Origin of the sequence: Vibrio sp. BS-M-Sm-2 (assembly GCF_041504345.1) — a bacterium.
Taxonomy (GTDB): Bacteria; Pseudomonadota; Gammaproteobacteria; order Enterobacterales; family Vibrionaceae; genus Vibrio; species Vibrio satsumensis.
On the sequence record NZ_CP167894.1, the window covers coordinates 1,381,099 to 1,407,489 of the forward strand.

The window sequence follows — 26,391 nt, forward strand, 5'->3', positions numbered from 1 at the left end:
GAGGATGACGCCATCGAAACCTTATTATTTTCATATACAAAAAGAGCCGCCTAAGCGACTCTTTTTATCAATAAGTTTGTGTGAAGCTAAGCTGTGACGTGTTGAGTGCGAGGAGGAGGCACGGAGCTTACGTTAGTAAGTGAGTACCTCCGACACTGCAATCATCCGTTACAGCAACGATTCACCAAGCTTAGTCAATTTTACCGTGACACTGTTTATATTTTTTGCCACTTCCGCATGGGCATGGTTCGTTACGACCCACTTTACGCTCATCACGTACTACCGTTTGTGGAGATGCAGCTTCAGCTTCATTATCGCCTAGCTGGTTTTCAGCTGTTGCATGTTGTGCTTTTGCACGACGCGCCGCTTCTTCAGCTTGGGCTTGACGTTGCGCTTCCATCTTTTCAACTTCTTCTTGTTGCTGAACGCGAACTTTAGAAAGAATGGTAACAACGTCTGTTTTTAGTACATCTAGTAGGCCTTCAAACAGTTCAAACGACTCACGCTTGTACTCTTGTTTCGGGTTCTTCTGAGCATAACCACGAAGGTGGATACCTTGACGAAGGTGATCCATCGCAGCCAAGTGCTCTTTCCAAAGACCATCTAGCGTTTGTAGCATCACAGACTTCTCGAAGTTACGCAGTACTTGAGCACCAACCACTTCTTCTTTCTGTTTGTACGAATCAACCGCCATACCTAGGATTCGTTCACGCAATGCTTCTTCGTAAAGCTTGTCGTCTTCGTCTAACCAACCTTGAATATCAAAGTCTAGATCAAAGTCATTCTTCAGACGATCTTGCAGACCAGCGATATCCCACATATCTTCAAGAGATTGAGGAGCAATGTACTCATCGATAACCGAAGTAAACACGTCTTCACGGTTGTGTTCGATCATTTCGCTGATGTCGTCAGAACTCATCAGTTCGTCACGAAGCTCATAAACCACTTTACGTTGGTCATTGGCTACATCATCGTACTCAAGAAGCTGCTTACGAATATCGAAGTTACGACCTTCAACTTTACGTTGTGCTTTTTCAATTGAGCGAGAAAGCATCTTAGATTCGATCGCTTCGCCTTCGTCCATACCACTTTGGATAAGACCAGCCATACGATCCGATGTAAAGATACGTAACAGAGAATCTTCCATTGATAGGTAGAAACGAGAAGAACCCGCATCACCTTGACGACCAGAACGACCACGTAGCTGGTTATCGATACGGCGAGATTCATGACGCTCAGTACCAATGATGTGCAGACCACCTGACTCAAGTACTTTATCGTGGATGATTCTCCAATCAGCTTTGATCTTATCGATCTGCTCTTTGGTTGGATTCTCTAGCTTCTCAACTTGTGCCTGCCAGCTACCACCTAACACGATATCGGTACCACGACCAGCCATGTTAGTTGCGATAGTTACCGCACTCGGCATACCAGCTTGTGCAACGATCTCTGCTTCCATTTCGTGGAATTTAGCATTTAGAACGCTGTGCTTAATTTTTGCTTTTTTCAGTGCGTTAGACAGTAGTTCAGACTTCTCGATAGAAACCGTACCAACCAATGATGGTTGACCAGCTGCTACACGGTCTTTGATGTCTTCAATGATCGCATTGAACTTGTCTTCTTCAGTACGATAAACCACATCTGGCATATCGTTACGAACCATTGGCTTGTTGGTTGGGATAACCACAGTTTCTAGGCCGTAGATAGACTGGAATTCGAAAGCTTCAGTATCGGCAGTACCTGTCATACCTGACAGTTTTTCGTATAGACGGAAGAAGTTCTGGAATGTAATCGATGCTAGAGTCTGGTTTTCATTCTGAATCTTCACACCTTCTTTAGCTTCAACAGCTTGGTGTAAACCTTCAGACCAACGACGACCTGGCATAGTACGACCAGTATGTTCATCAACGATAACCACTTCGCCTTCTTCAGTAACGATGTAGTCGACGTCTTTCTCAAACAATACGTGTGCACGAAGCGCTGCATTAACATGGTGCAATAGGCTGATGTTTGTTGGAGAGTAAAGCGTATCACCCTCTTCCATCAGGCCGTTTTTCACCATTAGCTCTTCTACAAATTCTTGACCGTTTTCAGTCAGGTGAACCTGCTTCGATTTCTCGTCCATGGTGTAGTGACCTTCACCACGGTACTCTTCAGAATCTTCTTTATCTTGGCGCTCAAGGTTCGGAATTAACGTGTTAATACGCGTGTAAAGGTCTGAGCTATCTTCAGCAGGGCCAGAGATAATAAGTGGTGTACGAGCTTCATCAATTAAAATTGAGTCAACTTCATCGACAACAGCGAAGAAGCGTTCACGTTGAACACGATCTTCAGCACGGAAAGCCATATTGTCACGTAGGTAGTCGAAACCAAACTCGTTGTTTGTTCCGTATAGGATATCCGCTTGGTACGCTTCTTTCTTCTCTGGTGGAGCCATGTTTGGCACGTTCACGCCAACGGTCATACCAAGGAATTCAAATAATGGGCGGTTTGTTTCCGCATCACGTTTCGCTAGGTAGTCGTTCACCGTTACTACGTGAACACCTTTGCTAGGTAGGGCGTTAAGATAAGCTGGTAAGGTTGCTGTAAGAGTCTTACCTTCACCAGTACGCATTTCTGCAATTTGGCCAGCATTTAGAACCATGCCACCAATCATTTGCACGTCAAAGTGACGCATGCCGTAAACACGCTTAGACGCTTCACGTACCGTAGCAAATGCTTCCGGTAGAAGTTGGTCTAGCGATTCACCTTTATCTAAGCGCTCACGAAACTCAACCGTTTTTGCTTTTAGCTCTTCGTCTGAAAGTGCTTCAAACGTTGGTTCGTAGTTATTAATTTCTTTTACAATTTTTCTAAGGCGGCGCAGTGTTCTGTCATTGCGACTGCCAATTACCTTTGTCAGCAGCTTAGTAATCATGTGCTTGGAATCTCTTCGTTCTCAGATCGTCCGCGATCTATTTTAAATGCCGTCAGTCTCTACTAGCTATGAACTAGTCTTCAGTTACTAACCAAGGATACTGAGATAAATCTAGTATCTTTGATATTGTACTTGAGAGTAGAGTTTTCAAGGCTTGAGTTAAAATTAATGCCCTTTAGTGTAAGTAATTTTCACACCAACGACCATTAATAACCCCATTTGTTTGATGTGCTTGGAACTTTTCTTTCTAATTGCTGACGGATTAGCCAGACTGTAGCCCATTGGTAGTCAACTTTCGGATGTTGACAACACTGTATCTGGAAAGTAGATACAAAAAAACCAGGTCAATGACCTGGTTTTCGAAATCTTATATTGTTGTAAACAACAATTACGCTAGAACCATTCCTGGCTCAGCAAATGCAACAGGAGAGCCTACTTCCTCTTCGAATGTTGCCCATTCCCAAGCTTCTGCGTCAGCAAGTACTGCACGTAGTAGTTGGTTGTTTAGGCCGTGACCTGATTTGTATGCACGGAACTCACCAATAATAGCGTGTCCACACATATACAAGTCACCAATCGCATCGAGTACTTTGTGAGTTACGAACTCATTGTCAAAACGTAGACCTTCTTCATTAAGAATTCGGTATTCGTCTAGAACGATAGCATTATCGAAGCTACCGCCAAGTACTAGGTTTTGAGATTGTAGATACTCAATATCACGCATGAAACCGAAAGTACGAGCGCGAGAGATCTCTTTCACAAAGCCTTGTGAAGAGAAATCAAACAACAAACGTTGCTCATCAGATTCAATTGCTGGGTGGTTAAAGTCGATCTCAAAGTCCATGCGGAAGCCGTTAAATGGAACAAATTCTGCCCACTTATCGCCATCTTCAAAACGGATAGGCTTTTTGATACGAATAAAACGCTTCGCTGCATTCAGTGTTTCTACACCTGCTTGCTGTAGCAAGTATACGAATGGGCTTGCGCTACCATCCATAATTGGGATCTCAGGAGCATCTACTTCAACAATAATGTTGTCGATACCCATACCCGCTAGAGCTGCGTTAAGGTGTTCCACTGTAGAGATACGTACGCCTTCGTCATTAACAAGAGCTGTACATAGCATAGTGTCACGAACTGACGCTGGATCAGCTGGAAAATCTACAGGTGGATTTACATCTGTACGACGATAAACAATGCCTGTATTTGCAGCTGCCGGGCGAAGAGTAAGTGTGACTTTACGACCAGAGTGGAGACCCACACCAGTTGTTTTCACAATTTCTTTCAGAGTACGTTGTCTGATCATCTGCTTGCCTCGTTATCAGTGCTACAAATCACGGTCAATATTTACCGACCGCGAATTTTACCATTAATTCGACGATAGTCAAATTTTGGGTATTTGTTAATCAGCCTGACGTCGTAAGAATGCTGGAATATCTAAGTATCCACTCTCTTTCTCAGCTTTAGGTGCTGCACTTTGGCTAGCGCCTGTACCTGAAGAAACAGGAGACGTTGTTGGCTGCGGCTTAACTTGAGGCTTAACTTGAGGTTTAACCTCAGTTTTTTCCTGCAATGGCTGTGCCACTTTCTCTTCCACTTTTGGTGCAGTTTGAGCCGCTACCTGTGGTTGAGGAGTTGTTGCAACCTTAGCTTTACCACCAGCAACTAATGTAATGTCTGGTTTTTTCTCTGTACCGATACCTGTTGCAACAACAGTTACACGGATTTCATCCGTCATATCAGGGTCTAGAGAAGTACCAATCACAACTGTTGCGTTATCAGATGCGAATGCCTTAACTGTATTACCTACTGTTTCGAACTCATCTAGACGCATATCTAGGCCTGCTGTGATGTTCACAAGAACGCCACGCGCGCCAGCTAGGTCGATGTCTTCTAGTAGTGGGCTAGAAATTGCCGTTTCAGCAGCTTCTTCAGCACGGTCTTCACCTTTTGCGATACCGCTACCCATCATTGCATGACCCATCTCAGACATCACGGTGCGAACATCCGCGAAATCGACGTTAATCATACCAGGGCGAGTAATTAGCTCTGCGATACCTTGTACAGCATTTTTAAGTACATCATTTGCACTTGCGAAAGCTTCTAGCAGAGTTACGCCGCGGCCAAGTACTTTAAGTAGCTTCTCATTTGGAATCGTAATTAAAGAATCCACATGTTTAGAAAGCTCTTCAATACCTTGCTCAGCAAACGCTAAACGCTTTTTGCCTTCAAAGCTAAATGGCTTAGTTACCACAGCAACCGTTAGCACACCCAACTCTTTCGCAACTTCAGCAATAACTGGAGCAGCACCTGTACCTGTACCACCGCCCATACCAGCTGCGATAAATACCATATCGGCGCCAGTTAGAACTTCTTTAATTCTTTCTCGATCTTCGAGAGCTGCATCACGGCCTACTTGTGGGTTTGCACCAGCGCCCAAGCCTTTAGTGATATCACCACCAATTTGGATCACGCTGCTCACGCTTGTTTTACGAAGTGCTTGTGCGTCAGTGTTAACACTGATGAACTCTACACCTTCGATTGACTCACGCACCATGTGCTCAACAGCGTTACCGCCACCGCCACCAACTCCAACGACTTTAATTACCGCATCGTCAGACATTTCCATCATCGGTTCAAACATGTGTTATCTCCGTTTTTTCCTGCAACTCAGGTTAAAACTCTTTTTGTATCCAATTACGCAATTTACCAAATAAACCAGACATAGAAGGTGCTGAACGCTTAGGTTCGCTATAATCACCTTCATCACTGATCTGACAATCTCTTGCGTAATGAAGTAAACCAACCGCCGTAGAATGATACGGCTCTTTAACATAGTCAGTTAAGCCACTAACTTCTAACGGCTTACCAACTCGAACTTGATTGCGGAAAACACGTTCCGCACACTCTACCAACCCGTCAATTTGTGCCGCTCCACCAGTGAGAACGACGCCAGCTGCAAGGTGGTGTTTAATACCCTCATCGCGTAGCTGTAATTGAACCGTATCAATAGTTTGGTTAACGAGACCCATAAGTTCAGTGTAACGTGGTTCGATCACTTCCGACAAAGTTTGTCGTTGCAAACTTCTCGATGGGCGACCACCAACACTTGGGACGTTAACAGAGTCATCCTTGCTTACGAGTTCACTCAGAGCGCAACCATGGTTTACTTTTATCTCTTCAGCATCGCTCACTGGCGTGCCGAAAGCGAAGGCAATATCACTGGTTACTGCATTTCCTGCGTAGGAAAAGACTTCTGTGTGTCGAAGTGCGCCGCCAGTCCAAATGGAAATATCCATCGTACCCGCACCGATATCGACCACACACACTCCAAGCTCTCTCTCGTCTTCAGTAATTACCGCATTGCTTGAGGCAAGTCCTGAAAACACGATTTGTTCTACTGTGAGACCACATCGTTCAACAGCTTTAATAATGTTTCTCGCCATGTCGCTATGGCAAGAAATTAGGTGAACACTGACTTCCATTCGAACACCAGATAAGCCAAGTGGATTCTTAATCCCTTCTTGATAATCAATGGTAAATTCTTGTGGGATCACGTGCAGAATTCTCTGCTCATCACCTATTTTAATTGATTTCGCGGTATGGATCGCTCGATCCATATCGTCTTGAGACACCTCTTCATCAGAGATAGTGCCCATGCCTTTTTCAATTCGGCTTGCGATATGTTTACCCGATAGCGAGATAAATACATTGCTGATTTGGCATTCCGCCATCAACTCTGCTTGATCAATAGCTCGCTGAACCGACTTCACTACCGACTCTAGGTCGTTTACACCACCTTTATCCATACCTCTGGATGGGCTTTGCCCAGAGCCAATGATATTGATTTGACCATCAGGCAATATTTCACCAACCAGAGCTGATATGGTCGCAGTGCCTATATCAAGACCAACGATTATGTTGTCATCTGCGGTCTTAGTCATCTGTGCTCTCTTCTAACTCTTGCTCTGGAAACCAGCCTACAGCGGCTCCCGTATCATACCTGAGGTCGATGTAGCTCACTTGATTCGCTTTACTACCAAGTTCGTTGTAAAGCGAAATAAAGCGTTCAACACGCTCATCTAAAGAATCTTTACCTAGTTCTAAACGGATACCGTTATCTAGGATTATTTGCCAAGCGCGACGCTCATTGAGAACGAGTGAGGTAACGGTTAACCCTAGACTGTTAATCAAAGGGGTTATCTGTCGCCACTTTTCTATCACTTCTTGGCTGGTGCCGTCTGGGCCGTAAAGCTTAACTCTATCACCCTTCAACAGGCCGATATCACCATTAAACACCTGACCATCGTCATTCAGCAGCATGTTGCCGTTCCAGATTGCTGCTGCATGGTACTCAGTCAAAAATACTTTTATTGTGTCTGGCCACTGCTTACGAATGGAGACCACTGAAACCCAAGGTAACGCTTCTAAACTGTCTTGCAACACCCCAATATCTTGCGACATGAAAGTACCAATATGTTCTAACTCGCCAAAAGCATGCTGAACATCACCAGCCGTTACATAAGTTAAGTCACCTTGAAGTACTATTTTGGAAAGAGGCAATCGCTGATCGTCCCACATCCAAGTCAGTGTGGTATAGAAAAGAAACCCAATGAATAGCAATACCACGACTAAAAAAGACCCGCCTAAAGCGTGTTTTTTGAGCGATGGTAAACTGAATAGGTGGCGGTTTTCGCTAAAAGTACTTTCTACCAAAGCCCGCATTCCCTGTCGTTGGTTCGCAATTCTATTCCCTATCTTCGTAATAGAGGTAAAAGCACTTACTTTAACCTATGAATTATACTGAGCAAAATCAAACTATCAAACGTTGATAATAAGATTTTTGGTCAATTTTAGGTCAATCGCAAGAAGTGAGCGATTGACCACAGTCTGTAGACAGTATTCTGTTACGCGTTCTGCATATTATTAATGTCTAACTGTAACGATTCCAACTGCTTCGCCACTCGACCAACATCCCCTGCCCCCTGCGTTAAAACAAGGTCACCGCCTTGAATTACGTTGGCTAAAGTCGACGGCAGCGCGTTGATATCGGCAACAAAGATTGGATCTATCTTACCACGCCCGCGAATAGTTCGACTTAATGAACGTCCGTCTGCCCCTGCAATAGGTTTCTCACCTGCAGAATAAACATCTAACAGAATTAGGACATCAACCTGTTCAAGAACGTTCGCGAAATCATCATACAGATCGCGAGTACGGCTATAACGGTGTGGTTGGAAGATCATCACAAGACGTTTATCAGTCCAGCCACTTCGTGCAGCTTGAATCGTCACATCAACTTCGGTTGGGTGATGACCGTAATCATCAACCAACATAGCAACGCCTTTACCTGTTTCGTACTCACCTAGGTGATCGAAACGGCGACCAGTGCCTTCGGTTCCCGCCATCGCTTTTAGAATCGCTTCATCGCTGATGTCATCTTCTGTTGCAACAGCGATCGCCGCTGACGCATTCAGTGCATTGTGACGACCCGGAATATTTAATGTGATATCAAGGTTAGCTTTACCTTCACGTACCACCGTGAACTTACCTTGTTGACCTTCTTGTACGTAGTTCTCAATACGAATATCCGCATCTTCTGAGAAACCGTAAGTAATCACTTGGCGACTTACCTGAGGGATAAGCTCACGCACTACAGGATCATCAACACACATCACAGCCTGACCGTAGAATGGCAGGTTGTGTAAGAAGTCAATAAACGTCTGCTTTAGCGTTTCAAAATCGCCACCGTAGGTATCCATATGATCCGCTTCGATGTTAGTTACGATACTAACCATTGGTTGCAGATGTAAGAATGACGCATCACTCTCATCGGCTTCAGCGATAAGAATACGGCTTGAACCTAAACGTGCGTTAGTGCCTGCACTTTTCACCAAACCACCGTTTACGAAGGTTGGATCTAGGCCTGCTTCCGAGTAAATCTGTGTCACTAGCGCAGTCGTGGTTGTCTTACCGTGCGTACCTGCCACAGCAATGCCGTGACGAAAACGCATCAGCTCAGCCAGCATTTCTGCACGACGAACGATAGGTGTACGCGCTTCACGAGCAGCAATAATTTCTGGATTTTTTTCGTTGATAGCGGTTGAAACCACCACCACACTTGCGTCGGCAACGTTACTTGCTTGGTGACCGATATAAACGGTCGCGCCCTTGCTAACTAAACGATCAGTCACTGGGTTTTGAGCAATATCAGAACCCGTGATCTGGTAGCCTTCATTTAGCAAAACTTCAGCAATCCCGCTCATTCCAGCACCACCAATACCAATGAAGTGGATAGATTTAACACGGCGCATCTCTGGCACCATTGCACGGATTTGCGCTAAGTCTTGGGTATGTTCAATCGTCATCAATTCAATCTCATTATTTTGCTAAAGCTTTAATTGCTTCAGCGACGGTCACATCAGCATCAAGCTTGGCTGCTTGACGAGCTTTTGTTGCCATCATTTTTAATTCATTTCTATCAAGCTGAGCGATAGTGTTCGCTAGCTTATCAGCCGTCAATTGAGGCTGTTCAATCATTAACGCTGCTCCACATTCAACTAAGTGGTCGGCATTCAACGCTTGTTGTCTATCTCTATGCATAAACGGAACGAAAATAGAACCAACACCTGCTGCAGATACTTCTGATACGGTTAATGCCCCTGACCGACACACTAATAGATCTGCCCACTCATAAGCTTGCGCCACATCATCAATAAATTCAGTCACTTGAACATTATCTACAGAATGTGATTTGTATTGTTCAATCACTTGCTGTTGATTGTTTTTACCGGCTTGGTGTATCACAGTAAAACCAGCGCCTAACTGAGCCAATGTCAAAGGCAGTGTATCATTTAGGATTTTAGCGCCTTGGCTACCCCCCATAACTAAGATGCGGATGTCACCATCACGCTCAGCCATGCGTTGATCGGGTTCAGTTAAGGCAACAACATCTTCGCGTACTGGGTTACCCACGACTTCTGCAGTAGGAAACGCACCCGGAAAAGCTTGGAAAACCTTTTTAGCAATCTTAGACAGCCATTGGTTGGTTAAACCTGCCACTGCATTTTGTTCATGCAGAACTACTGGAATACCAGACAACCAAGCCGCGATACCACCGGGACCACTCACGTACCCCCCATGCCAAGCACCACATCAGGCTGCCATGCTTTAATGTGTTGTCTTGCTTGAAGTATGGCATTAATAATCTGGAACGGCGCTTTAATTAGCTTGCTAATGCCTTGACCACGAAGGCCTTTCACCTTGATGAAGTCGATCTCAATACCATGCTTTGGCACCAAATCCGCTTCCATTCTGTCTGCAGTTCCTAACCAGCGAATTTCCCAGCCTTGTTGCTGAAGCTTTTTAGCTACCGCTAACCCTGGAAAAACGTGACCGCCAGTACCACCAGCCATCACTAAAAGTTTTTTGTTTTTTGTCATCACGTTAGATTCTTATTCTACTAATTCGTTTTGATTATCGGCTTGTTCTTTTTGTTGTATCCGGCACTCGTGATCGATACGCAGCAACATAGAAACCGCCACCGACATCACGATAAGACTTGAACCACCATAACTGATCAACGGTAAGGTTAGACCTTTGGTCGGGACGATACCTGAAGCAGCACCCACATTAACAAGCGTCTGAAAAGCAAACCAAATGCCGATGCCAAATGCCAGGTAGCCACTGAACACTTGGTCATTTTCAAAGGCCTTTTTACCAATAAGAATGGCTTTAAAAACCAAGCTAAAGATCAGCATCAACACCAAGGTTACGCCAACAAAACCCAATTCTTCTGCCAACACAGCAAATACAAAATCGGTGTGCGCTTCGGGTAGGTATTCGAGCTTTTGAATTGAGTTACCAAGCCCTTGCCCCATCCAATCACCACGGCCGAACGCCATCAATGACTGAGTTAACTGGTAACCACTACCGAAAGGGTCGTTCCAAGGTTCCCAGAATGAGGTAACACGTCGAACACGGTAAGGCTCTATAACAATCAAGCCGACGACTGCGGCAATACCCGCCACCATCAAGGCGATAAACTGTGAAAGCTTGGCACCAGCAATGAATAGCATGCCAAACAAAGTAACTAGCATTACGACTACGGTACCTAAATCGGGCTGGCCCAATAGCAACACGGCAAAGGCGCCAAACACCATGATGGGTTTGGCAAAACCACCGAAGAAGGTTTTTCTCACTTCGTCCTGTTTACGAACCAAGTAGCCCGCCATAAAGATAAACAGCGATAACTTGGCTACCTCAGCAGGTTGTAAGTTAAATAACCCTAATGGGATCCAACGCGATGCGCCGTTAACCGATTTACCGACGGCTAATACCACAATCAGCAAGAAAAAGGATAAGCCCAGTAGATACATACTGTATTGAAACCAGCGCTGCATAGGGATTTGCAATATGACGCTGGAGACACCTAATGCCAACACAAGGAAGATGGCATGACGGAACATAAAGTGAAACGGCTGATCGGTTAAACGAGCACTGATTGGGAACGAAGCCGACGTTACCATTACCAAACCCGTCAGCATCAGTCCAAGAGCAATCCATACCAATTGACGATCATAGAGCGCCTCTGGTGTGGCACGGTTAAGCCATTGCCAAATAGATTGATTGATCTCTTTCACTCTTTGCACTGAATATTAGTCCTTCAACACGTTAGGCATACTCATGAGCAAGTTCAGTGAACGCATCACCTCTTGCCATGAAGTTATTAAATTGATCGAAGCTTGCGCACGCAGGAGACAGCATCACCATATCCCCAGCCACAAGCTGTGGTGAGATGGATTCGATTATCTGCTGCATGGTATCGAACTTTTGTGCAGATGGGTGTAGAGGCATGAATTGATCGGCATCTTCACCAAAACAACACAGTTGAACGCGTACTAGTTGCGACAACACAGGCTTAAGCTCACTGAAGTCGGCACCTTTACCAACCCCGCCAACCAGAAGATACAAAGTACCTTGGCACTCTAAGCCCGACAGAGCCGCTAATGTACTGGCTACGTTGGTCGCTTTTGAGTCGTTAACCCATTTAATTTCGTGTTTGTCAGCCACTACTTGGCAACGATGCGTTAAACCATTATAGGCTTTCAGGGCTTCAAGGCTTTTTCTGTAATCGATACCGACTTGTTTAAGCAGTGCTAGCGAGACTAACGCATTTGCCACATTGTGACGTCCAACCAATGTTAAATCTTGGGTAGAAAGTACAGGTCTACCGTTGTCCATTAGCCATTCGGTACCATCAACTGTCGCGACACCAAACTCTTGGTCGTCGAGCCCGAATGTTACTAATGACATGCTGTGGTCTGGATACGTCTCTTTATCGTCGCGGTTTACAATCGCATATTGAGCATTGTTAAAGATTCTTAGCTTGGCATCGCGGTAGTCGGCCATGCCTTGATAACGATCCATATGATCTTCAGACAGGTTCAGAAATGCTGCTGCTGCTAAGTTTAGGCTTGATGTTGTCTCTAACTGAAAACTTGAAAGCTCAAGAACATATAAATCAGCATTAAGCTCTAAAAGTTCTAAGGCAGGGATACCAATATTGCCACCCACACCGACATTCAAACCCGCAGCCTTTGCAAGTACACCAGTAAGGTCGGTCACGGTGCTCTTGCCATTAGAACCTGTTATTGCCACGACGGGTTTGTCTACCGCCCAGCCAAACAGTTCAATATCGCCAACAACCGGAGTTCCCGCTTGAATAACATCTTGTATTTCAGGGGTCGCTAAGGCGATACCTGGGTTAGCAACTACCAAATCAGCTTCCGCTAACCATTGGCTATTCCAACTACCAGAATGTAGCTCTACCGACTCAGGTAAAGATTCCTTTCCTGGTGGTAGTTCTCGAGTATCAATCACCTTCACATGAGTATGAGGCTGATATTTTACGAGATGTTTAACGACAGAGAGCCCGGTAATACCGAGCCCCACAACCACTACATTTTGAATATTTTGCCAACGTTCCATTTAAACAAGATGCTCTTAATAGTTTTAAAGAGCCCCAACTCAGAGGCTCACACAGGATTAACGAACTTTCAGTGTCGCTAGACCAACCAGTACTAATACCATTGAGATGATCCAAAAGCGCACGATTACACGCGGCTCTGGCCAACCTTTAAGTTCATAGTGGTGATGAATCGGTGCCATGCGGAAAATACGTTGACCACGCAATTTGTAAGAGCCCACCTGCAGAATCACTGACAGAGTCTCCATTACAAACACACCGCCCATAATAACCAGTACCAACTCTTGGCGAACTAACACAGCAATCACACCCAATGCACCACCAAGCGCTAGCGAACCAACATCGCCCATGAATACTTGTGCTGGGTAGGTGTTGAACCATAGGAAACCAAGTCCAGCACCGACTATGGCAGTACATACAACCACAAGCTCAGAAGTGTATGGGATGTATGGAATGTGTAGATATGCTGCGAAGTTAACGTTACCTGTCGCCCAAGCAATCACAGCAAAACCAGCAGCAACCATAACCGTTGGCATAATCGCCAAGCCATCTAGGCCGTCTGTTAGGTTCACCGCGTTACTGGTACCCACAATAACAAAATAAGTCAGTACGATGTACAATAAACCTAATTGTGGCATCACATCTTTAAAGAAAGGAACAACCAATTGGGTTGCCGCAGTATCGTGCCCGTGAGCATACAGCGCAAACGCCACAACCAGTGCAATAGCCGATTGCCAGAAGTATTTCCAACGCGCAATCAAGCCATCTGTGTTTTTACGAACCACTTTACGGTAGTCATCAACAAAGCCAACCGCACCGTAACCGCCAAGGACAACCAATACAGCCCAAACGTAAGGGTTAGAAAGATCAGCCCACATTAATACCGTAATAATGATGGCAGCTAGGATCATCACGCCACCCATGGTAGGTGTGCCACGTTTGCTAAAGTGAGATTCAGGGCCGTCGTTACGAACAACTTGGCCAATTTGTAGCATTTGCAGACGCTCGATTAAACGAGGTCCCATCCACAGCGACAGGCATAAAGCCGTCAAAATACTCGCGATTGCACGAAACGATAGGTATTCGAACAAACGGAAAAAAGAAAAGTGTGGCTGTAGTAGCTCTGCAAGCCAAATTATCATGAAAAGTTCTCCTTTAAAGCAGCGGCTATTTTACTCATTCCTGCACTATTAGCGCCTTTTACCAACAAGGTATGCGACGCGTTTTCTGGCAAGCTTAAGTGCTGCTCTATGTGCGCGAACATCGCTTGATGCGTTGCAAAGTGGGTACCATTACAGACCTCACTAATCACCTTGGTATCATCACCGTAAGTGAGTACATGCTCAAAAGCGAATGGGGCAGCATATTCACCGACTTGACGGTGAAGTGCAAGGCTTTCGTCGCCTAATTCAGCCATATTGCCTAAAATCAACCAACGTTGACCTTTGAAGCTCGACAGCAGTTTAGCTGCCGACTTCATCGCAGGTACGCTGGCGTTGTAACTGTCATCTATCAGCTTGATATTCTGACTTAATTGTTGAACCTCAACTCGTCCTTTGACAGAGATAAGATTTGCTAAACCATTTTTCACTTCATCTAGCGTAGCGCCAAATTGGATGCTCAACGCCGCTGCTGCTAATGCATTCGCTACGTTATGTTGACCGATAATACCGAGCTCAACCGGTATAGCGCCTTGCGGAGTTTGCATCTCAAAGCAGGCTTCACCCTGCTCATTAATACCAATGTTCTTAGCAAAGTAATCTGCATTGCTGTCGCTTTCTGAAAATGTCAGTACCGTTTTATCGGCAAGTACTTCATTCCAAAAGTCACCACCGTTGCTATCTAAATTAACAATAGCAGCATCACCGACAGCAAGCCCTTGAAAAATTTCACCTTTCGCTTTTTTAACACCATCAATTGAGCCAAAGCCCTCTAGATGCGCGGCTGCGACGTTATTAACTAAGGCCACCTGTGGTTTCACAAGTTGCGTAGTATAGGCGATTTCACCAATATGGTTCGCACCCAGTTCTATCACGGCATAGTCGTCATTTGGTTCACTGCGCAGTAAGGTTAGTGGTACTCCAATATCATTATTGAAGTTACCCGCCGTATACAGCACCTTGCCACGTTGTTGCAGAATGCTCGCCACCATCTCTTTGACGGTCGTTTTGCCACAGCTACCGGTAATGGCCATAGTTGGAACGTTACATTGTTTGTGGACCCAAGCACTTAGCTGACCTAAAGCAAGTTTAGTGTCTTCAACAACAACTTGAGTAATATTTAGGTCAAGTTTTCGTTCGACTAACAACGCACTCGCATTCGCCTCAACCGCTTGATGACAAAAGTCATGCGCATCAAAGCGTTCTCCAACAAGAGCGACAAACAATGCGCCTTCTTCAACGGTGCGAGTGTCGGTAGAAACGGCATTAATTACGGCATTGTTTGAGTTGCTAGACTCAATCAACTCACCGCTGACCGCAGAACAAATCTGTTCGAGTGATACATCAATCATTATGAAATACCTAAAAGTTGAAGCGCAGACTCTCGGTCTGAGTAATGTACCGTTTTGTCTTTCAATACTTGGTAATCCTCATGGCCTTTACCAGCCAAAAGAATAATGTCATTGCTGTCTGCCTGTTCAAGCGCGAACTTAACCGCTTGGTAGCGATCGTGTTCCACAAATGCAGATTCAGGTTTGCTTAAGCCTGACAACATGTCTTGGACAATCAAGGCAGGAGCTTCGCTACGAGGGTTGTCATCTGAAATAATGATTTTATCGGCGAACTGCTCTGCGGTCGCAGCCATCATAGGGCGTTTACCAGTGTCACGGTCACCGCCGCAGCCAAAGATAGCCCACAGTTTTCCAGAACAATGAACACGCAATGCTGCTAATGCTTTTTCTAAAGCGTCTGGCGTGTGCGCGTAATCGACAACCACTTTTGCTTTGCTCGGCACTTGGAACAGTTCCATACGACCAATCACAGGTTGTAGCTGAGGCGCAGTGTCGACCAAGGTTTGCTTATCGATACCTAATGACAGCAAGGTCGTAAAGGCAACCAATACGTTTGATGCGTTGAACTGACCAATCAGTGGAACCGAAAGATCGCCTTGTCCCCAACTACCATCAAAAGAGAGCTTAATCCCAGTTTCTGCATAGGCAACATCAGATGCCCATACCGACTGTTGGTAGCCCGTTAATGGAAGTAATGAAACAGCAATCGCACTCGATAAATCTGTCATCCAAGCTTTACCTACTTCGTCATCAACGTTTATGACAGCGTGATTGCATTTGTGCACAGTAAACAGGCTCTTCTTAGCCAAAGCGTACTCTTCCATCGTGCCATGGTAATCAAGATGATCACGGCTCAAATTCGTGAATACACCTACTTCGAAGTCCAAGGCTTTAACTCGACCTTGCACCAAACCATGAGAAGATATTTCCATTGCTGTATAAACGGCGTTTTCTTCAGCCAACTCACTCAGTGTGCGTTGTATTTCGATGGCACTGCCGGTGGTATTCGCCGCCGTTTTAAGGTTACCTAGAAAACCGTTACCCGTGGTGCCCATTACTGCCGAACGTTGGCCGACTAAATCAAGCCACTGAGCAATCAATTGGGTGATGGTAGTTTTGCCATTGGTGCCGGTAACACCAATCAACTTAGTCGCTTGAGACGAGTAAACACGGCCGGCCAACTCAGATAACACCAAGTTAAGGTCTTTAATGTAAATGACCGGAACAGTACCCAACCACTCAATCAGACCATGGGGCTTTTCAGCATCGGCCTGTGCAATAACAGCATGAGCTCCCTGTGTGACCGCTCTGTCAATGAAACGACGGCCATCGACAGCATGTCCGACTACGGCAACAAAAATATCACCGTCCTTGATCGCACGGCTATCCAACTCCAACTGCTCAACAGCAATCGCATCTAGCTCAGAAGAACCGAAGTCTCCCCAAGGAGAAAGTAAAGATGACAGCGTGAGGCTATTACTCATATTGAATCCTGATTGGCTCTATTCTTGAAATTTGTTTTCATCAGCAGGGACATTAAGTATTTGCAGTGCACCCTTCATGATTTCAGAAAAAACGGGGGCTGCGACTGAACCGCCATAGTAAAGGTCACCTTGAGGCTCGTTAACCACAACAACCAGCGCCACTCTAGGGTCACTGACTGGGGCAAAGCCAGATGTAATAGCGATATATTCATCGCTGTACCCACCAGCTTCTGCTTTACGAGATGTACCTGTTTTTGCTGCTACTCGGTAACCCGGCACAGCAGCTCTCGTTGCCGTACCACCCTTTTGAGTTACCCCTTCTAGCATTTGCAGAACCAGCTCAGCGTTCTCACGCTTGATGATCTGCTTAGAGAAATCTTGGTCGTTACTTTTGATGATGTGAATTGGTTCATACATACCTTTGTTAGCTAACGTTGCGTAAGCATGAGCCAATTGAAGTGGCGTAACTGCTAATCCATAACCAAATGCCAAGGTAGCGATTTCAAACTTAGACCAGCGACGACGGTTCGGGAAAATACCCGCTGTTTCCCCCACCAGGTTCAACCCTGACATCTCACCTAAACCGACAGAGCTGTACATCCCAAGCAAGGCTTCAAGTGGCATATCAAGCGCTAACTTCGCTACACCGATATTACTCGATTTTTTGAGGATCAACGCTAAATCAGCTTTGCCGACTTTCGACGTATCACGTACGCGACTGCCACCAATCTGCATGATACCATTACCTGTATCAATGATGGTTTCCGCGTCTGCCGTCCCATTCTCCAGTGCAGCTAACACCACGAAAGGTTTTACTGTCGAACCAGGCTCCATGGCATCAGTGAGCACGCGGTTTCGCATCTTAAAGCTTTGTAAGTCAGAGCGGTTGTTCGGGTTGTAAGACGGTGCATTGACCATGGCTAACACTGCGCCCGTCTTCACATCGAGTAACACTGCAGAGCCCGAAGTCGCCTTATGATCGGCTACAGCTTGCTTGATCGCTCGATAAGCTATCGCTTGTAATCGTTGATCGATTGTGAGCTCGAGTGGCTTACCTTCTTCACGCTCTTCTAAAGCAATGTTTTCAACAACGCGTCCATAGCGGTCTTTACGAATCGTTCGCTTACCCGCCTCGCCCGTAAGCCATTTGTCGTAGCTGCGCTCAACACCTTCTAGGCCGTGCCCATCAATCCCGGTAACGCCGATAAGGTGCGCGCTGACTTCGCCTGCAGGGTAGTAACGTCGAGATTCAGCTTTCAGACCAATACCCACTAGCTTCAGATCGCGAATATATTTAGCCATCGCAGGGCTAACTTGTCTTTGCAGGTAAATAAATCGACGGGATTTGTTGCTAGAGATCTTGTCGATCATTGATTGTCGTTCTAACCCAAGCACATCAGCTAGCGCATACCAACGATCAATGTTGGCCATGCCGTTTTTGTCAAAAATCGTTTTTGGATCAGCCCATACCGCCTCAACTGGAACACTCACAGCAAGCGGCTCGCCATTGCGGTCTGAAATAATACCGCGAGCAGAAGGAATGGCCTTAACACGTACTGAACGAAGGTCGCCCTGACGAATTAAGTTATCTGGTTCAATAATTTGAATGTAAGCCACACGGCCAACCAGTGCAGCAAAGGCAAGAAACACGAAAGCAATAACGACGTTAAAACGCCATTTAATAAGAATTGGATCCGAATCCTTTTCGCTCTTCACACGCTCTTTCGTTGATTTCTTAACGGTTTTCGCGGGTGCTTTTTCCTTTTTACCGGTCATTTCAGTGTGATCACAACTTCTTTGTCAGAGTCTGGACGTTTCATGTCTAGCTCTCTTTTTGCCGATGCTTGAACGCGACTGTGTTCAGCCAGAGCCGTCTCTTCAAGCATTAAATTTCGCCACTCATCATCAAGCTGTTCTCGCTCCACCAATGCCATGTCTTTTTGAGTGATCGCCTGACGTGACATATGTGTCGTAAGAACGACCCCCATCGCACTTGCAAAGATACAGATAAGAAGCATCAATGGGATCTTACCCACGGAGATCAAATCAAAAAATATTATCTTGGCTAAGTTAGGTTTGGAGGTCTTCATTGACTATAGCTTTTCTGCGATTCGTAATACTGAGCTACGTGAACGAGTATTCTCATCCACTTCGCCTTTTGATGGTTTAATCGCTTTACCAACAGGCTTAAGATCAGCACTGCCTAGCGCTTTGATCTGCTCTTCTGTTAGTGGCAAGCCATGTGGTACTTGCGGGCCTTGGCTCTCTTTACGGATAAAGCGCTTCACCATGCGGTCTTCAAGTGAATGGAAGCTGATAACAGATAAACGACCTTCTGGAGCAAGAATACTTGCAGCACCTTTCAGTGCCGTGTCGATCTCTTCAAGCTCGCTGTTGATGTATATACGGAATGCTTGGAAAGCACGTGTCGCTGGGTGCTTTTTCTCTTTAAAGCTTTTTGGTGCTACATCTGAGATAAGCTTAGCCAACTGGCCAGTGCGCGTTAGCGGTTCGTTCTCTTCATTCTCTTGATAAGCAATGATGCCTTTCGCGATACGGCGAGCGTGTTTGTCTTCACCAAACTCACGGATAACCCATGTGATGTCATCAAGGTCAGCTTCAACTAACCACTGAGATACAGGAATGCCAGTTGTTGGATCCATACGCATATCAAGCGGGCCGTCTTTCATGAAGCTAAAGCCACGCTCTGCGTCATCCAACTGTGGTGAAGAAACACCTAAATCCAGTAATACGCCATCCACTTGACCGACTAAGTCGTAACGCTCTGCATATTCAGCCATACCTGAGAATGGGCCATGAATAATCGTAAAACGAGGGTCATCAATCTTTTGTGCTTCTGCAATCGCTTGTGGATCGCGGTCGATACTAAAGAGTCGTCCATTCTCGCCCAGTTTAGACAGGATTGTACGGCTGTGACCACCACGACCAAAAGTACCATCGATGTAGGTACCGTCAGGTTTGATCGCAAGTCCGTCAATAGATTCGTTAAGCAATACTGAAATATGTTTGAATGCTTCTGTCATAGTCTTCTCAGTGAGTGGATTGAGCCATTAGTTCGGCAATAATTTGTTCTATTAACGTTTTAGTGTACTGATTTCACGCTGTATCTCCACCATATTGTGTATAGGCTTTGGGAATTTTTGACCCAAGCTCATATCAGGGTGAAGGATTCTAAGGAAATCTAAATAATTTACGTCAATATAAAGCAAAAAACCCATCACTACCGTTAAGTAATGATGGGTTCTTTATATAGGTGGAGTTGACACATACGCCGGGTTCTGTTCCGCTTGCGCGGCGGTAACCATTCGTCTAGGCCTGCAATCGCTCACAGGCTCAAGCAATCTACCCGCCCCCATACGCGAGCAACGCAATGTGAGGGCCTATTTGATCTTGCTCCGGGTGGAGTTTACCTTGCTACGAACTGTTGCCAGTCGCACGGTGCGCTCTTACCGCACCCTTTCAGCCTTACCTGTGCCCCTTCCGAAGAAATGAGGCCATCGGCGGTCTTCTCTCTGCTGCACTTGTCGTGGGCTCGCGCCCCCCAGACGTTATCTGGCACCCTGCTCTATGGAGCCCGGACGTTCCTCCCCTCTACCAGTCTCCCGAAGGACTTCAACGTCAGTTTCCCGAAGGACCTCAACGTCAGTCTCCCGAAGGACATCAGCAAAGCAGCGATTACCCGTTCAACTCCGAGGGCGGATTGTATAGAGATTAGAGCGCAGTGTCTAGCGAGATCACAAATATGCTGCAAACCTCTAAGCAACTGCATGAATTTCACACAATTAAGACAAAAAAGAGGAGTGACGGTATTACCCTCACTCCCCACAAGCTTTTCAATACAGGTTAGCTACTCTATAAAGAGGTTTCTAGTTGTCTAGATGCTCTAGGCCCCATTTGTATAAAGCGTTCTTTTTCAGATTGTAGATTTCTGCCGTCATCGCCGCCGCTTTTTTAAGGGGCAACTCTTTGGTTAGAATACCTAGTGTGCGAGTCGCTTCGTCTGGCAATTCTGTGCTCGCTTCTTCACGGTGACCATGAATCAGTAACACCATCTCACCGCGCTTACGGTTCGCGTCTTCTTCAATCCACTCAATAAGTTCCCCCAGTGGTAGACCTTGGATGGTTTCAAAGGTTTTGGTTAGCTCTCGCGCCAATACAACCTCACGGTCAGGGCCAAGAATCTCAAGCATGTCTTGTAGAGAATCTGAAATACGGTGTGGTGATTCATAGAAGATGCAGGTGCGCTCTGCCTTTGCGATCTCTAAGAACTTGTCTTTACGACCTTTGCTCTTTGGCGGTAAAAAGCCTTCAAAGCTGAAACGATCTGACGGTAAACCAGAAGCACTCAATGCCGTAATCACAGCACAAGCACCAGGAAGTGGCACAACTCTCACACCCGCTTGACGACATTGTGAGACAAGATGGTAACCTGGGTCACTAATTAAAGGAGTACCCGCATCAGAGACTAATGCGATAGACTGACCTTCTAATAACCTTTCGACTAGAACTTGCGCTTTAGTTTGTTCATTATGATCATGTAAAGCGAACGTTCTGGTTGATATATTGAAGTGAGCAAGCAGCTTACCCGTGTGGCGTGTGTCTTCGGCTGCAATAACATCGACACTTGATAAAATTTCAATTGCTCTTTGAGTGATATCTCCCAAATTTCCGATTGGGGTTGGCACAATGTAGAGAGTTGGGCTCTCTGTGAGCAAGGTTTTGTTATCTGTCATTTGTTTACCATCACTTCAACGATTAATATAGATACAAATTTATACGGAATTTAAAGAACTCATGGCAACGATGAACCATAAGAGACTCAGTGTACCACGCTTACTAACTCCAATTGCATTAGCAATTACATTGGCGGCTTGTTCTTCAGGTCCTCAAGCACCAACGAGCGTTGATATTACACTAGATCCAGCGCAATCAACTGAAAGTTACATGATGCAGGCGGATAGTAGTAAAGGAAGTCTACAAAACGACTGGTTAATCATGGCGCTTAAGGCTTCTGTGCAAGCTGGAAAAACCGATCAAGCAACTCTGCTGATCAAACGCTTAGCCAAACAAAAGCTGAGCGAAACGCAACAAGCGGAATGGCAATTAGCTCGTGCTCAACTGTTGGTGAATAACTCGCAGCCGGAGCAAGCTTATAGCCAACTGAACTTTCAGCCTTGGTGGAAAATTCCGAACGAGCAGTGGAAAGATTATCACGAGCTACGCGCGAACATTTCTGAAATGCAAAACGAGTATTTTGAAGCAAGCCGTGAGTTAGTTCTTTATTCAGAGTACCTAGACGCTGACGACGAGCTCCAACAACAAGCTGCTGACCGTATTTGGCAAAACCTAAATAGCTACTCTCAATATGAGATTCTAGAGCTTAAGACGTCGCCTACAGAAGACGTTCTTGCAGGTTGGTTACAACTGGCGATTTACATGAAGACGCTGAATTCAAATCTTCCAAACCTACAGGAAACCCTGTCTGATTGGCTAGCAGAGAATCCTCAGCACCCAGCAGCGACATATACACCTCAGGCGATCACTGACATCTTGGCGCTAGAGATCAGCAAGCCAACTAGCACTGCACTATTACTGCCTCTAACCGGTAAGTACGGCAAGCAGGCACAACTTGTGCGTGACGGTTTCATCTTTGCGATGATGAATGACAAAGAGCGTGAAGAAGATGCAACGCTGACGGTAATGGATACCAACGTGCAAAGTGCCGCTGAGATTAAAGCGACACTCGAAGAGAACAACGTTGATTTCATCGTTGGCCCGCTGATTAAGAGCAACATCACTAAGCTTCAGCAAGCGCAGAAAAACCACGAGAACTCGATTCCAGCTTTAGCTTTGAACATTCCAACGCAACTAGAACCAGATACCAACATTTGTTATCTCGCTCTATCGCCAGAGCAAGAAGTCGCTCAGGCAGCGAAGCACCTATTTGCTCAAGGCTACAAGTACCCGCTTATCCTTGCGCCAAGAGGGCGTTTAGGTGAGCGTGTTGAGCAAGCGTTTAAAGAAGAGTGGAAAAAATACAGCAGCAACGATGTTGCTATCAGCTTGTTCTCTGACAAACGCCAACTGCAACGTAATGTGAATCAGGTATTCGGCTTGCAAGAGAGCCAACAGCGTATCGCTCAAATGGACGGGTTACTTAACCTAGACCTAGAAACAGAGCCACGCAGCCGTCGTGATATCGATTCTGTCTACATTGTGGCTAAGAACTCAGAGCTAACGCTAATCAAACCCTTCATTGAAGTGGCAATTAACCCTGATGCTAGCCAACCCGCTCTTTTCTCAAACTCACGCAGCAACAGCGGTGATAAGCAGTATGAAGACCTAACCGGTGTATTCTACAGCGATATCCCACTATTGGTTGAAAACAAAAACGAGCTTAATAAAGAGCTAAACGACCTATGGCCAGCACATTCAAATGGCCAAAAACGTCTGCAAGCATTGGGAATGGATGCATACTACCTAATGGATGCACTACCACAGATGAAAGCCGTGCAGGGATATAGTATTCCAGGTGAAACGGGGGTGTTAACCATCGATAACAACTGTGTGGTCCAACGTGAAATCAGCTGGGCAGAGCATGGGGCTTTTTAGCCAAAAGTTCCGTTCCAAACCAACTATCACCCACAAACAAGTGGGTGATAGATACGAGGCCGTGGCAAAATCTTATCTGATTAACCACGGTTTATCGTTAATAGAAGAAAACTTCATAGCAAAATGTGGCGAGATTGATCTTATAATGCGCCATAACAATACGGTTGTGTTTGCTGAGGTAAAATACCGCAAGCAAACCCGCTACGGACATGCCGCTGAAATGGTGACTGCCAAGAAGTCACAGAAGCTGCTCAAAACAGCCAATGTTTGGCTTATGCAGCAAGGCTTGTCGGTGCACTCTACAGATTTCAGGTTTGATATCGTTGCCATTGAAGGGCCGAATGACAATATCGACTGGATTCAAAACGCGATTACCCAAGGATAAACATGCTAGACAGCATTAAAGAAAGTTTTACAGAAAGTATTCAAATCCAAATTGCGGCTGCAGAAGCTCTGCCTGACGCAATCACGCATGCCGCTCAAGCAATGGTTGCGACCTTGCTTAACGGAAACAAAATTCTTTGTTGTGGTAATGGTGGTTCGGCGTCGAATGCTCAGCAATTTGTATCATGTCTACTCAACAGATTTGAGACAGAGCGCCCTAGCCTTCCAGCGATGGCACTCACTGCAGACAACACTACGCTAACGGCAGTAGCTAACGATTACCACTATGAAGAGATCTTCTCTAAGCAGGTACGTGCGTTTGGTCAAACTGGCGATATTCTGTTGGCTATCTCTACTAGCGGTAATAGCAAAAACATCATCAAAGCAATGGAAGCCGCAGTAACTCGCGACATGACAATCATCGCCTTTACAGGCAAAGATGGGGGTGAAATGGCAGGCTTGCTTGGTGAACACGATGTAGAAATTCGTATCCCTTCACACCGTACAGCGCGCATTCATGAAGTACACATGGTGACACTACACTGCCTATGTGACCTAATCGATCAAGTACTCTTCCCTGCTCACGAAGAGTGATATACGGAGCATCACAATGAAATCATTAACCTCTATGATGCTGTTTAAGCTGATTAGTGTTTCGCTACTTACACTATCCCTATCTGGTTGTGCTGGCATTTTCATTGCTGGTGCAGCAACCACAGCAAACCTAGTCACAGATACGCGAACGACCAAAGAGATTTGGAACGATAACAATATCGAATTTGAAGTTGCAGCTATCACCAATAAACAACCATACCGTGGTAGCGTGCGTGTCACCGCAAGCTCTTACCGCGGCTCTGTAGTGTTAATGGGCCAAGCAACGACAGACGCTGAACGTCGTGCTTTTGAAAGCCAAGCCAAGGAAGTAACAGGCGTCGAAAGTATACATAACCAGATTCGAGTCAAAGAGCCTTTGTCAGTTAGCGCTATTAGCAAAGACAGCTGGATTACCACTAAAGTGAAATCAGCTCTGCTTGCGAATGCTGAGCTTAACGGCATCAAAGTAAAAGTGATTACTGAGGATTCAGAAGTATTCCTGCTTGGACTCGTCACTCGAGAGCATGCTGATATCGCGACAGAAGTTGCGCGTAACATCTCAGGTGTAAAACAGGTCATTCGAGCGTTTGAATATGGCGAAGAAGAGACGGCCGTTAACTAGCCTTAAGCCAGTCAATTAAATGCCATTTAGCAGACAAGAAAAAGCAGCGACGAATCGCTGCTTTTTTATTTGAGTCGTTTTAACTAACGTTATTTGATAACACGAAGACTTGGGCGACCTTTCACTGGACGAGGTGGCTCAGGATCTGAGTCAGGCTCTTCAGCATCTACGTCTGCCGTTGCTACGCTCAAAGATGGACCTTTTTCTGGTTCTTCAAAAGGAGTTTCTTCAATCCCTTCTTCAAACGATTCCATGTAAGCCTCTTCAGGTTCAAACATAGTACCAGCACCATTCTCACGAGCGTAAATCGCTTGTACAGCATAAAGTGGAACAATCACAGAGTGTGGGCGACCACTAAAGCGAGCACTAAACGTCACAGCTTCGTTACCCAATTCAAGTTGTCCAACCGCACGAGGCGCGATGTTCAGAATGATCTGACCATCTTGGACAAACTCTTCTGGAACTCGCACACCTGGTAGTGTTGCTTCAACAACAAGGTGTGGAGTTAGTTCGTTATCAACCAGCCATTCATAAAATGCACGAAGCATATATGGTCGGCGTGGAGTCATATTTGAAATATCCATAACGCTTAGCGAACGAGTCGCATCTCACGCTCAGCTTCAGTTAGAGAAGCTAGGAATGAATCACGTTCAAATACGCGGTTCATGTAAATCTTAAGCTCTTTAGAACCAGGACCAATTAGTTCAATACCAAGCTCAGGTAAACGCCATAATAGCGGAGCTAGGTAACAATCAATTAGGCTAAACTCTTCGCTCATGAAGTATTCATACTCAGCGAAGATAGGAGCAAGAGTCAGTAGGTCGTTACGCAATTTAACGCGGGCTGCTTCAGATTCTTCAGCGTTGCCTTTAACGATCTTCTCTGCAACTGAATACCAGTTACGCTCAATGCGGTACATCATTAGACGGCTATTACCACGAGCAACCGGGTATACAGGCATCAATGGTGGATGAGGAAAACGCTCATCTAGGTATTCCATGATGATCTTTGAGTCATATAGAGCAAGCTCACGATCAACAAGAGTAGGTACTGATTTGTACGGGTTCAGTTCAACAAGTTCTGCTGGTAGATTTTTTTCATCAACCAACTCAACTTCAACACTTACGCCTTTTTCAGCAAGAACAATGCGCACCTGATGGCTATACATATCAGAAGCACTTGAGAAAAGAGTCATTACAGAACGTTTATTGGCAGCTACAGCCATGGAGCCCTCCAGTACACTTTAAATAAAAACAA

Annotated in this window: 21 protein-coding genes, 1 other RNA gene and 1 pseudogene; 4 read left to right on the forward strand and 19 right to left on the reverse strand. The window is 45.6% G+C overall.

Annotated elements, in window-relative coordinates; all coding sequences use genetic code 11:
* Positions 1-190 precede the first annotated feature (190 nt).
* The 17 genes and pseudogenes from secA to rsmI all read right to left on the reverse strand — a co-directional run bounded on the left by secA (position 191) and on the right by rsmI (position 21,655).
* Positions 191-2,917 carry a preprotein translocase subunit SecA gene (gene secA, locus AB8613_RS06205; RefSeq protein ID WP_061019049.1) on the reverse strand — a complete coding sequence of 909 codons (2,727 nt, stop codon included), beginning with the start codon at positions 2,915-2,917 and terminating at the stop codon, positions 191-193.
* A gap of 388 nt (positions 2,918-3,305) precedes the next feature.
* On the reverse strand, positions 3,306-4,223 hold the full coding sequence (gene lpxC / locus AB8613_RS06210) for a UDP-3-O-acyl-N-acetylglucosamine deacetylase (RefSeq protein ID WP_010434751.1): 918 nt from the start codon (positions 4,221-4,223) through the stop codon (positions 3,306-3,308).
* A 96-nt stretch (positions 4,224-4,319) separates the two neighbouring features.
* Positions 4,320-5,561, reverse strand: coding sequence for a cell division protein FtsZ (gene ftsZ / locus AB8613_RS06215; RefSeq protein WP_372384659.1), 1,242 nt, complete (start codon positions 5,559-5,561; stop codon positions 4,320-4,322).
* 31 nt (positions 5,562-5,592) lie between these two features.
* The gene (gene ftsA, locus AB8613_RS06220; protein ID WP_010434747.1) at positions 5,593-6,861 is read right to left on the reverse strand and encodes a cell division protein FtsA; all 1,269 of its coding nucleotides are present in this window, start codon (positions 6,859-6,861) and stop codon (positions 5,593-5,595) included.
* A complete protein-coding gene (locus tag AB8613_RS06225) occupies positions 6,854-7,633 on the reverse strand; it encodes a cell division protein FtsQ/DivIB (RefSeq protein WP_372384802.1) in 780 nt (259 codons plus the stop codon). Before AB8613_RS06225 ends, ftsA begins: the two co-directional genes overlap by 8 nt.
* A gap of 191 nt (positions 7,634-7,824) precedes the next feature.
* Positions 7,825-9,285 (reverse strand): UDP-N-acetylmuramate--L-alanine ligase, encoded by a 1,461-nt coding sequence (gene murC / locus AB8613_RS06230; protein WP_372384660.1) that lies wholly within the window; start codon positions 9,283-9,285, stop codon positions 7,825-7,827.
* Between the two features lie 13 nt (positions 9,286-9,298).
* Positions 9,299-10,359: pseudogene (murG, locus tag AB8613_RS06235) on the reverse strand (undecaprenyldiphospho-muramoylpentapeptide beta-N-acetylglucosaminyltransferase).
* Between the two features lie 12 nt (positions 10,360-10,371).
* The gene (gene ftsW, locus AB8613_RS06240; RefSeq protein ID WP_146490526.1) at positions 10,372-11,568 is read right to left on the reverse strand and encodes a cell division protein FtsW; all 1,197 of its coding nucleotides are present in this window, start codon (positions 11,566-11,568) and stop codon (positions 10,372-10,374) included.
* A gap of 22 nt (positions 11,569-11,590) precedes the next feature.
* Positions 11,591-12,907, reverse strand: coding sequence for a UDP-N-acetylmuramoyl-L-alanine--D-glutamate ligase (gene murD / locus AB8613_RS06245; RefSeq protein ID WP_285955147.1), 1,317 nt, complete (start codon positions 12,905-12,907; stop codon positions 11,591-11,593).
* 57 nt (positions 12,908-12,964) lie between these two features.
* A complete protein-coding gene (gene mraY / locus AB8613_RS06250) occupies positions 12,965-14,047 on the reverse strand; it encodes a phospho-N-acetylmuramoyl-pentapeptide-transferase (RefSeq protein WP_048658030.1) in 1,083 nt (360 codons plus the stop codon).
* Positions 14,044-15,417, reverse strand: coding sequence for a UDP-N-acetylmuramoyl-tripeptide--D-alanyl-D-alanine ligase (murF, locus tag AB8613_RS06255; protein WP_372384661.1), 1,374 nt, complete (start codon positions 15,415-15,417; stop codon positions 14,044-14,046). The genes mraY and murF overlap by 4 nt, the downstream gene beginning before the upstream one ends.
* On the reverse strand, positions 15,417-16,901 hold the full coding sequence (gene murE, locus AB8613_RS06260; RefSeq protein ID WP_285955146.1) for a UDP-N-acetylmuramoyl-L-alanyl-D-glutamate--2,6-diaminopimelate ligase: 1,485 nt from the start codon (positions 16,899-16,901) through the stop codon (positions 15,417-15,419). The genes murF and murE overlap by 1 nt, the downstream gene beginning before the upstream one ends.
* A gap of 18 nt (positions 16,902-16,919) precedes the next feature.
* Positions 16,920-18,677 (reverse strand): penicillin-binding transpeptidase domain-containing protein, encoded by a 1,758-nt coding sequence (locus tag AB8613_RS06265; protein WP_146490522.1) that lies wholly within the window; start codon positions 18,675-18,677, stop codon positions 16,920-16,922.
* Entirely contained in the window at positions 18,674-18,991 is a 318-nt protein-coding gene (gene ftsL, locus AB8613_RS06270; protein ID WP_061019056.1) for a cell division protein FtsL, read from the reverse strand. The genes AB8613_RS06265 and ftsL overlap by 4 nt, the downstream gene beginning before the upstream one ends.
* A 3-nt stretch (positions 18,992-18,994) precedes the next feature.
* On the reverse strand, positions 18,995-19,945 hold the full coding sequence (rsmH, locus tag AB8613_RS06275) for a 16S rRNA (cytosine(1402)-N(4))-methyltransferase RsmH (RefSeq protein WP_017059280.1): 951 nt from the start codon (positions 19,943-19,945) through the stop codon (positions 18,995-18,997).
* A 228-nt stretch (positions 19,946-20,173) separates the two neighbouring features.
* An RNA gene (rnpB, locus tag AB8613_RS06280) (RNase P RNA component class A) lies at positions 20,174-20,613 on the reverse strand.
* A 175-nt stretch (positions 20,614-20,788) separates the two neighbouring features.
* Entirely contained in the window at positions 20,789-21,655 is an 867-nt protein-coding gene (gene rsmI, locus AB8613_RS06285; RefSeq protein WP_019824587.1) for a 16S rRNA (cytidine(1402)-2'-O)-methyltransferase, read from the reverse strand.
* 61 nt (positions 21,656-21,716) lie between these two features.
* Here rsmI and AB8613_RS06290 point away from each other — a divergent pair, with 61 nt between their 5' ends.
* From AB8613_RS06290 to AB8613_RS06305, 4 genes are read left to right on the forward strand one after another with little or no spacing between them, the layout of a single operon-like run.
* Complete coding sequence (locus AB8613_RS06290; RefSeq protein ID WP_146490521.1) at positions 21,717-23,534, forward strand: penicillin-binding protein activator; 1,818 nt, start codon at positions 21,717-21,719, stop codon at positions 23,532-23,534.
* Positions 23,521-23,919: a YraN family protein gene (locus AB8613_RS06295; RefSeq protein ID WP_372384803.1), complete on the forward strand. Its 399-nt coding sequence runs from the start codon at positions 23,521-23,523 to the stop codon at positions 23,917-23,919. Before AB8613_RS06290 ends, AB8613_RS06295 begins: the two co-directional genes overlap by 14 nt.
* A gap of 2 nt (positions 23,920-23,921) precedes the next feature.
* Positions 23,922-24,512, forward strand: coding sequence for a phosphoheptose isomerase (locus AB8613_RS06300; RefSeq protein WP_004729817.1), 591 nt, complete (start codon positions 23,922-23,924; stop codon positions 24,510-24,512).
* A gap of 16 nt (positions 24,513-24,528) precedes the next feature.
* Positions 24,529-25,134 (forward strand): BON domain-containing protein, encoded by a 606-nt coding sequence (locus AB8613_RS06305; RefSeq protein WP_146490520.1) that lies wholly within the window; start codon positions 24,529-24,531, stop codon positions 25,132-25,134.
* An 89-nt stretch (positions 25,135-25,223) separates the two neighbouring features.
* On the opposite strand, the gene sspB is transcribed toward AB8613_RS06305, so the two are convergent.
* The gene (gene sspB / locus AB8613_RS06310) at positions 25,224-25,703 is read right to left on the reverse strand and encodes a ClpXP protease specificity-enhancing factor (protein ID WP_081090129.1); all 480 of its coding nucleotides are present in this window, start codon (positions 25,701-25,703) and stop codon (positions 25,224-25,226) included.
* 20 nt (positions 25,704-25,723) lie between these two features.
* On the reverse strand, positions 25,724-26,359 hold the full coding sequence (gene sspA / locus AB8613_RS06315; RefSeq protein ID WP_009848943.1) for a stringent starvation protein SspA: 636 nt from the start codon (positions 26,357-26,359) through the stop codon (positions 25,724-25,726).
* Between the last annotated feature and the right edge of the window lie 32 nt (positions 26,360-26,391).

Excerpts from the sequence above, each read along its gene's own strand:
- secA (WP_061019049.1), bottom strand. The coding sequence starts at position 2,917 with ATGATTACTAAGCTGCTGACAAAGGTAATTGGCAGTCGCAATGACAGA.
- lpxC (WP_010434751.1), bottom strand. The coding sequence starts at position 4,223 with ATGATCAGACAACGTACTCTGAAAGAAATTGTGAAAACAACTGGTGTG.
- ftsZ (WP_372384659.1), bottom strand. The coding sequence starts at position 5,561 with ATGTTTGAACCGATGATGGAAATGTCTGACGATGCGGTAATTAAAGTC.
- ftsA (WP_010434747.1), bottom strand. The coding sequence starts at position 6,861 with ATGACTAAGACCGCAGATGACAACATAATCGTTGGTCTTGATATAGGC.
- murC (WP_372384660.1), bottom strand. The coding sequence starts at position 9,285 with ATGACGATTGAACATACCCAAGACTTAGCGCAAATCCGTGCAATGGTG.
- murD (WP_285955147.1), bottom strand. The coding sequence starts at position 12,907 with ATGGAACGTTGGCAAAATATTCAAAATGTAGTGGTTGTGGGGCTCGGT.
- mraY (WP_048658030.1), bottom strand. The coding sequence starts at position 14,047 with ATGATAATTTGGCTTGCAGAGCTACTACAGCCACACTTTTCTTTTTTC.
- murF (WP_372384661.1), bottom strand. The coding sequence starts at position 15,417 with ATGATTGATGTATCACTCGAACAGATTTGTTCTGCGGTCAGCGGTGAG.
- murE (WP_285955146.1), bottom strand. The coding sequence starts at position 16,901 with ATGAGTAATAGCCTCACGCTGTCATCTTTACTTTCTCCTTGGGGAGAC.
- AB8613_RS06265 (WP_146490522.1), bottom strand. The coding sequence starts at position 18,677 with ATGACCGGTAAAAAGGAAAAAGCACCCGCGAAAACCGTTAAGAAATCA.
- ftsL (WP_061019056.1), bottom strand. The coding sequence starts at position 18,991 with ATGAAGACCTCCAAACCTAACTTAGCCAAGATAATATTTTTTGATTTG.
- rsmH (WP_017059280.1), bottom strand. The coding sequence starts at position 19,945 with ATGACAGAAGCATTCAAACATATTTCAGTATTGCTTAACGAATCTATT.
- rsmI (WP_019824587.1), bottom strand. The coding sequence starts at position 21,655 with ATGACAGATAACAAAACCTTGCTCACAGAGAGCCCAACTCTCTACATT.
- AB8613_RS06290 (WP_146490521.1), top strand. The coding sequence starts at position 21,717 with ATGGCAACGATGAACCATAAGAGACTCAGTGTACCACGCTTACTAACT.
- AB8613_RS06295 (WP_372384803.1), top strand. The coding sequence starts at position 23,521 with ATGGGGCTTTTTAGCCAAAAGTTCCGTTCCAAACCAACTATCACCCAC.
- AB8613_RS06300 (WP_004729817.1), top strand. The coding sequence starts at position 23,922 with ATGCTAGACAGCATTAAAGAAAGTTTTACAGAAAGTATTCAAATCCAA.
- AB8613_RS06305 (WP_146490520.1), top strand. The coding sequence starts at position 24,529 with ATGAAATCATTAACCTCTATGATGCTGTTTAAGCTGATTAGTGTTTCG.
- sspB (WP_081090129.1), bottom strand. The coding sequence starts at position 25,703 with ATGACTCCACGCCGACCATATATGCTTCGTGCATTTTATGAATGGCTG.
- sspA (WP_009848943.1), bottom strand. The coding sequence starts at position 26,359 with ATGGCTGTAGCTGCCAATAAACGTTCTGTAATGACTCTTTTCTCAAGT.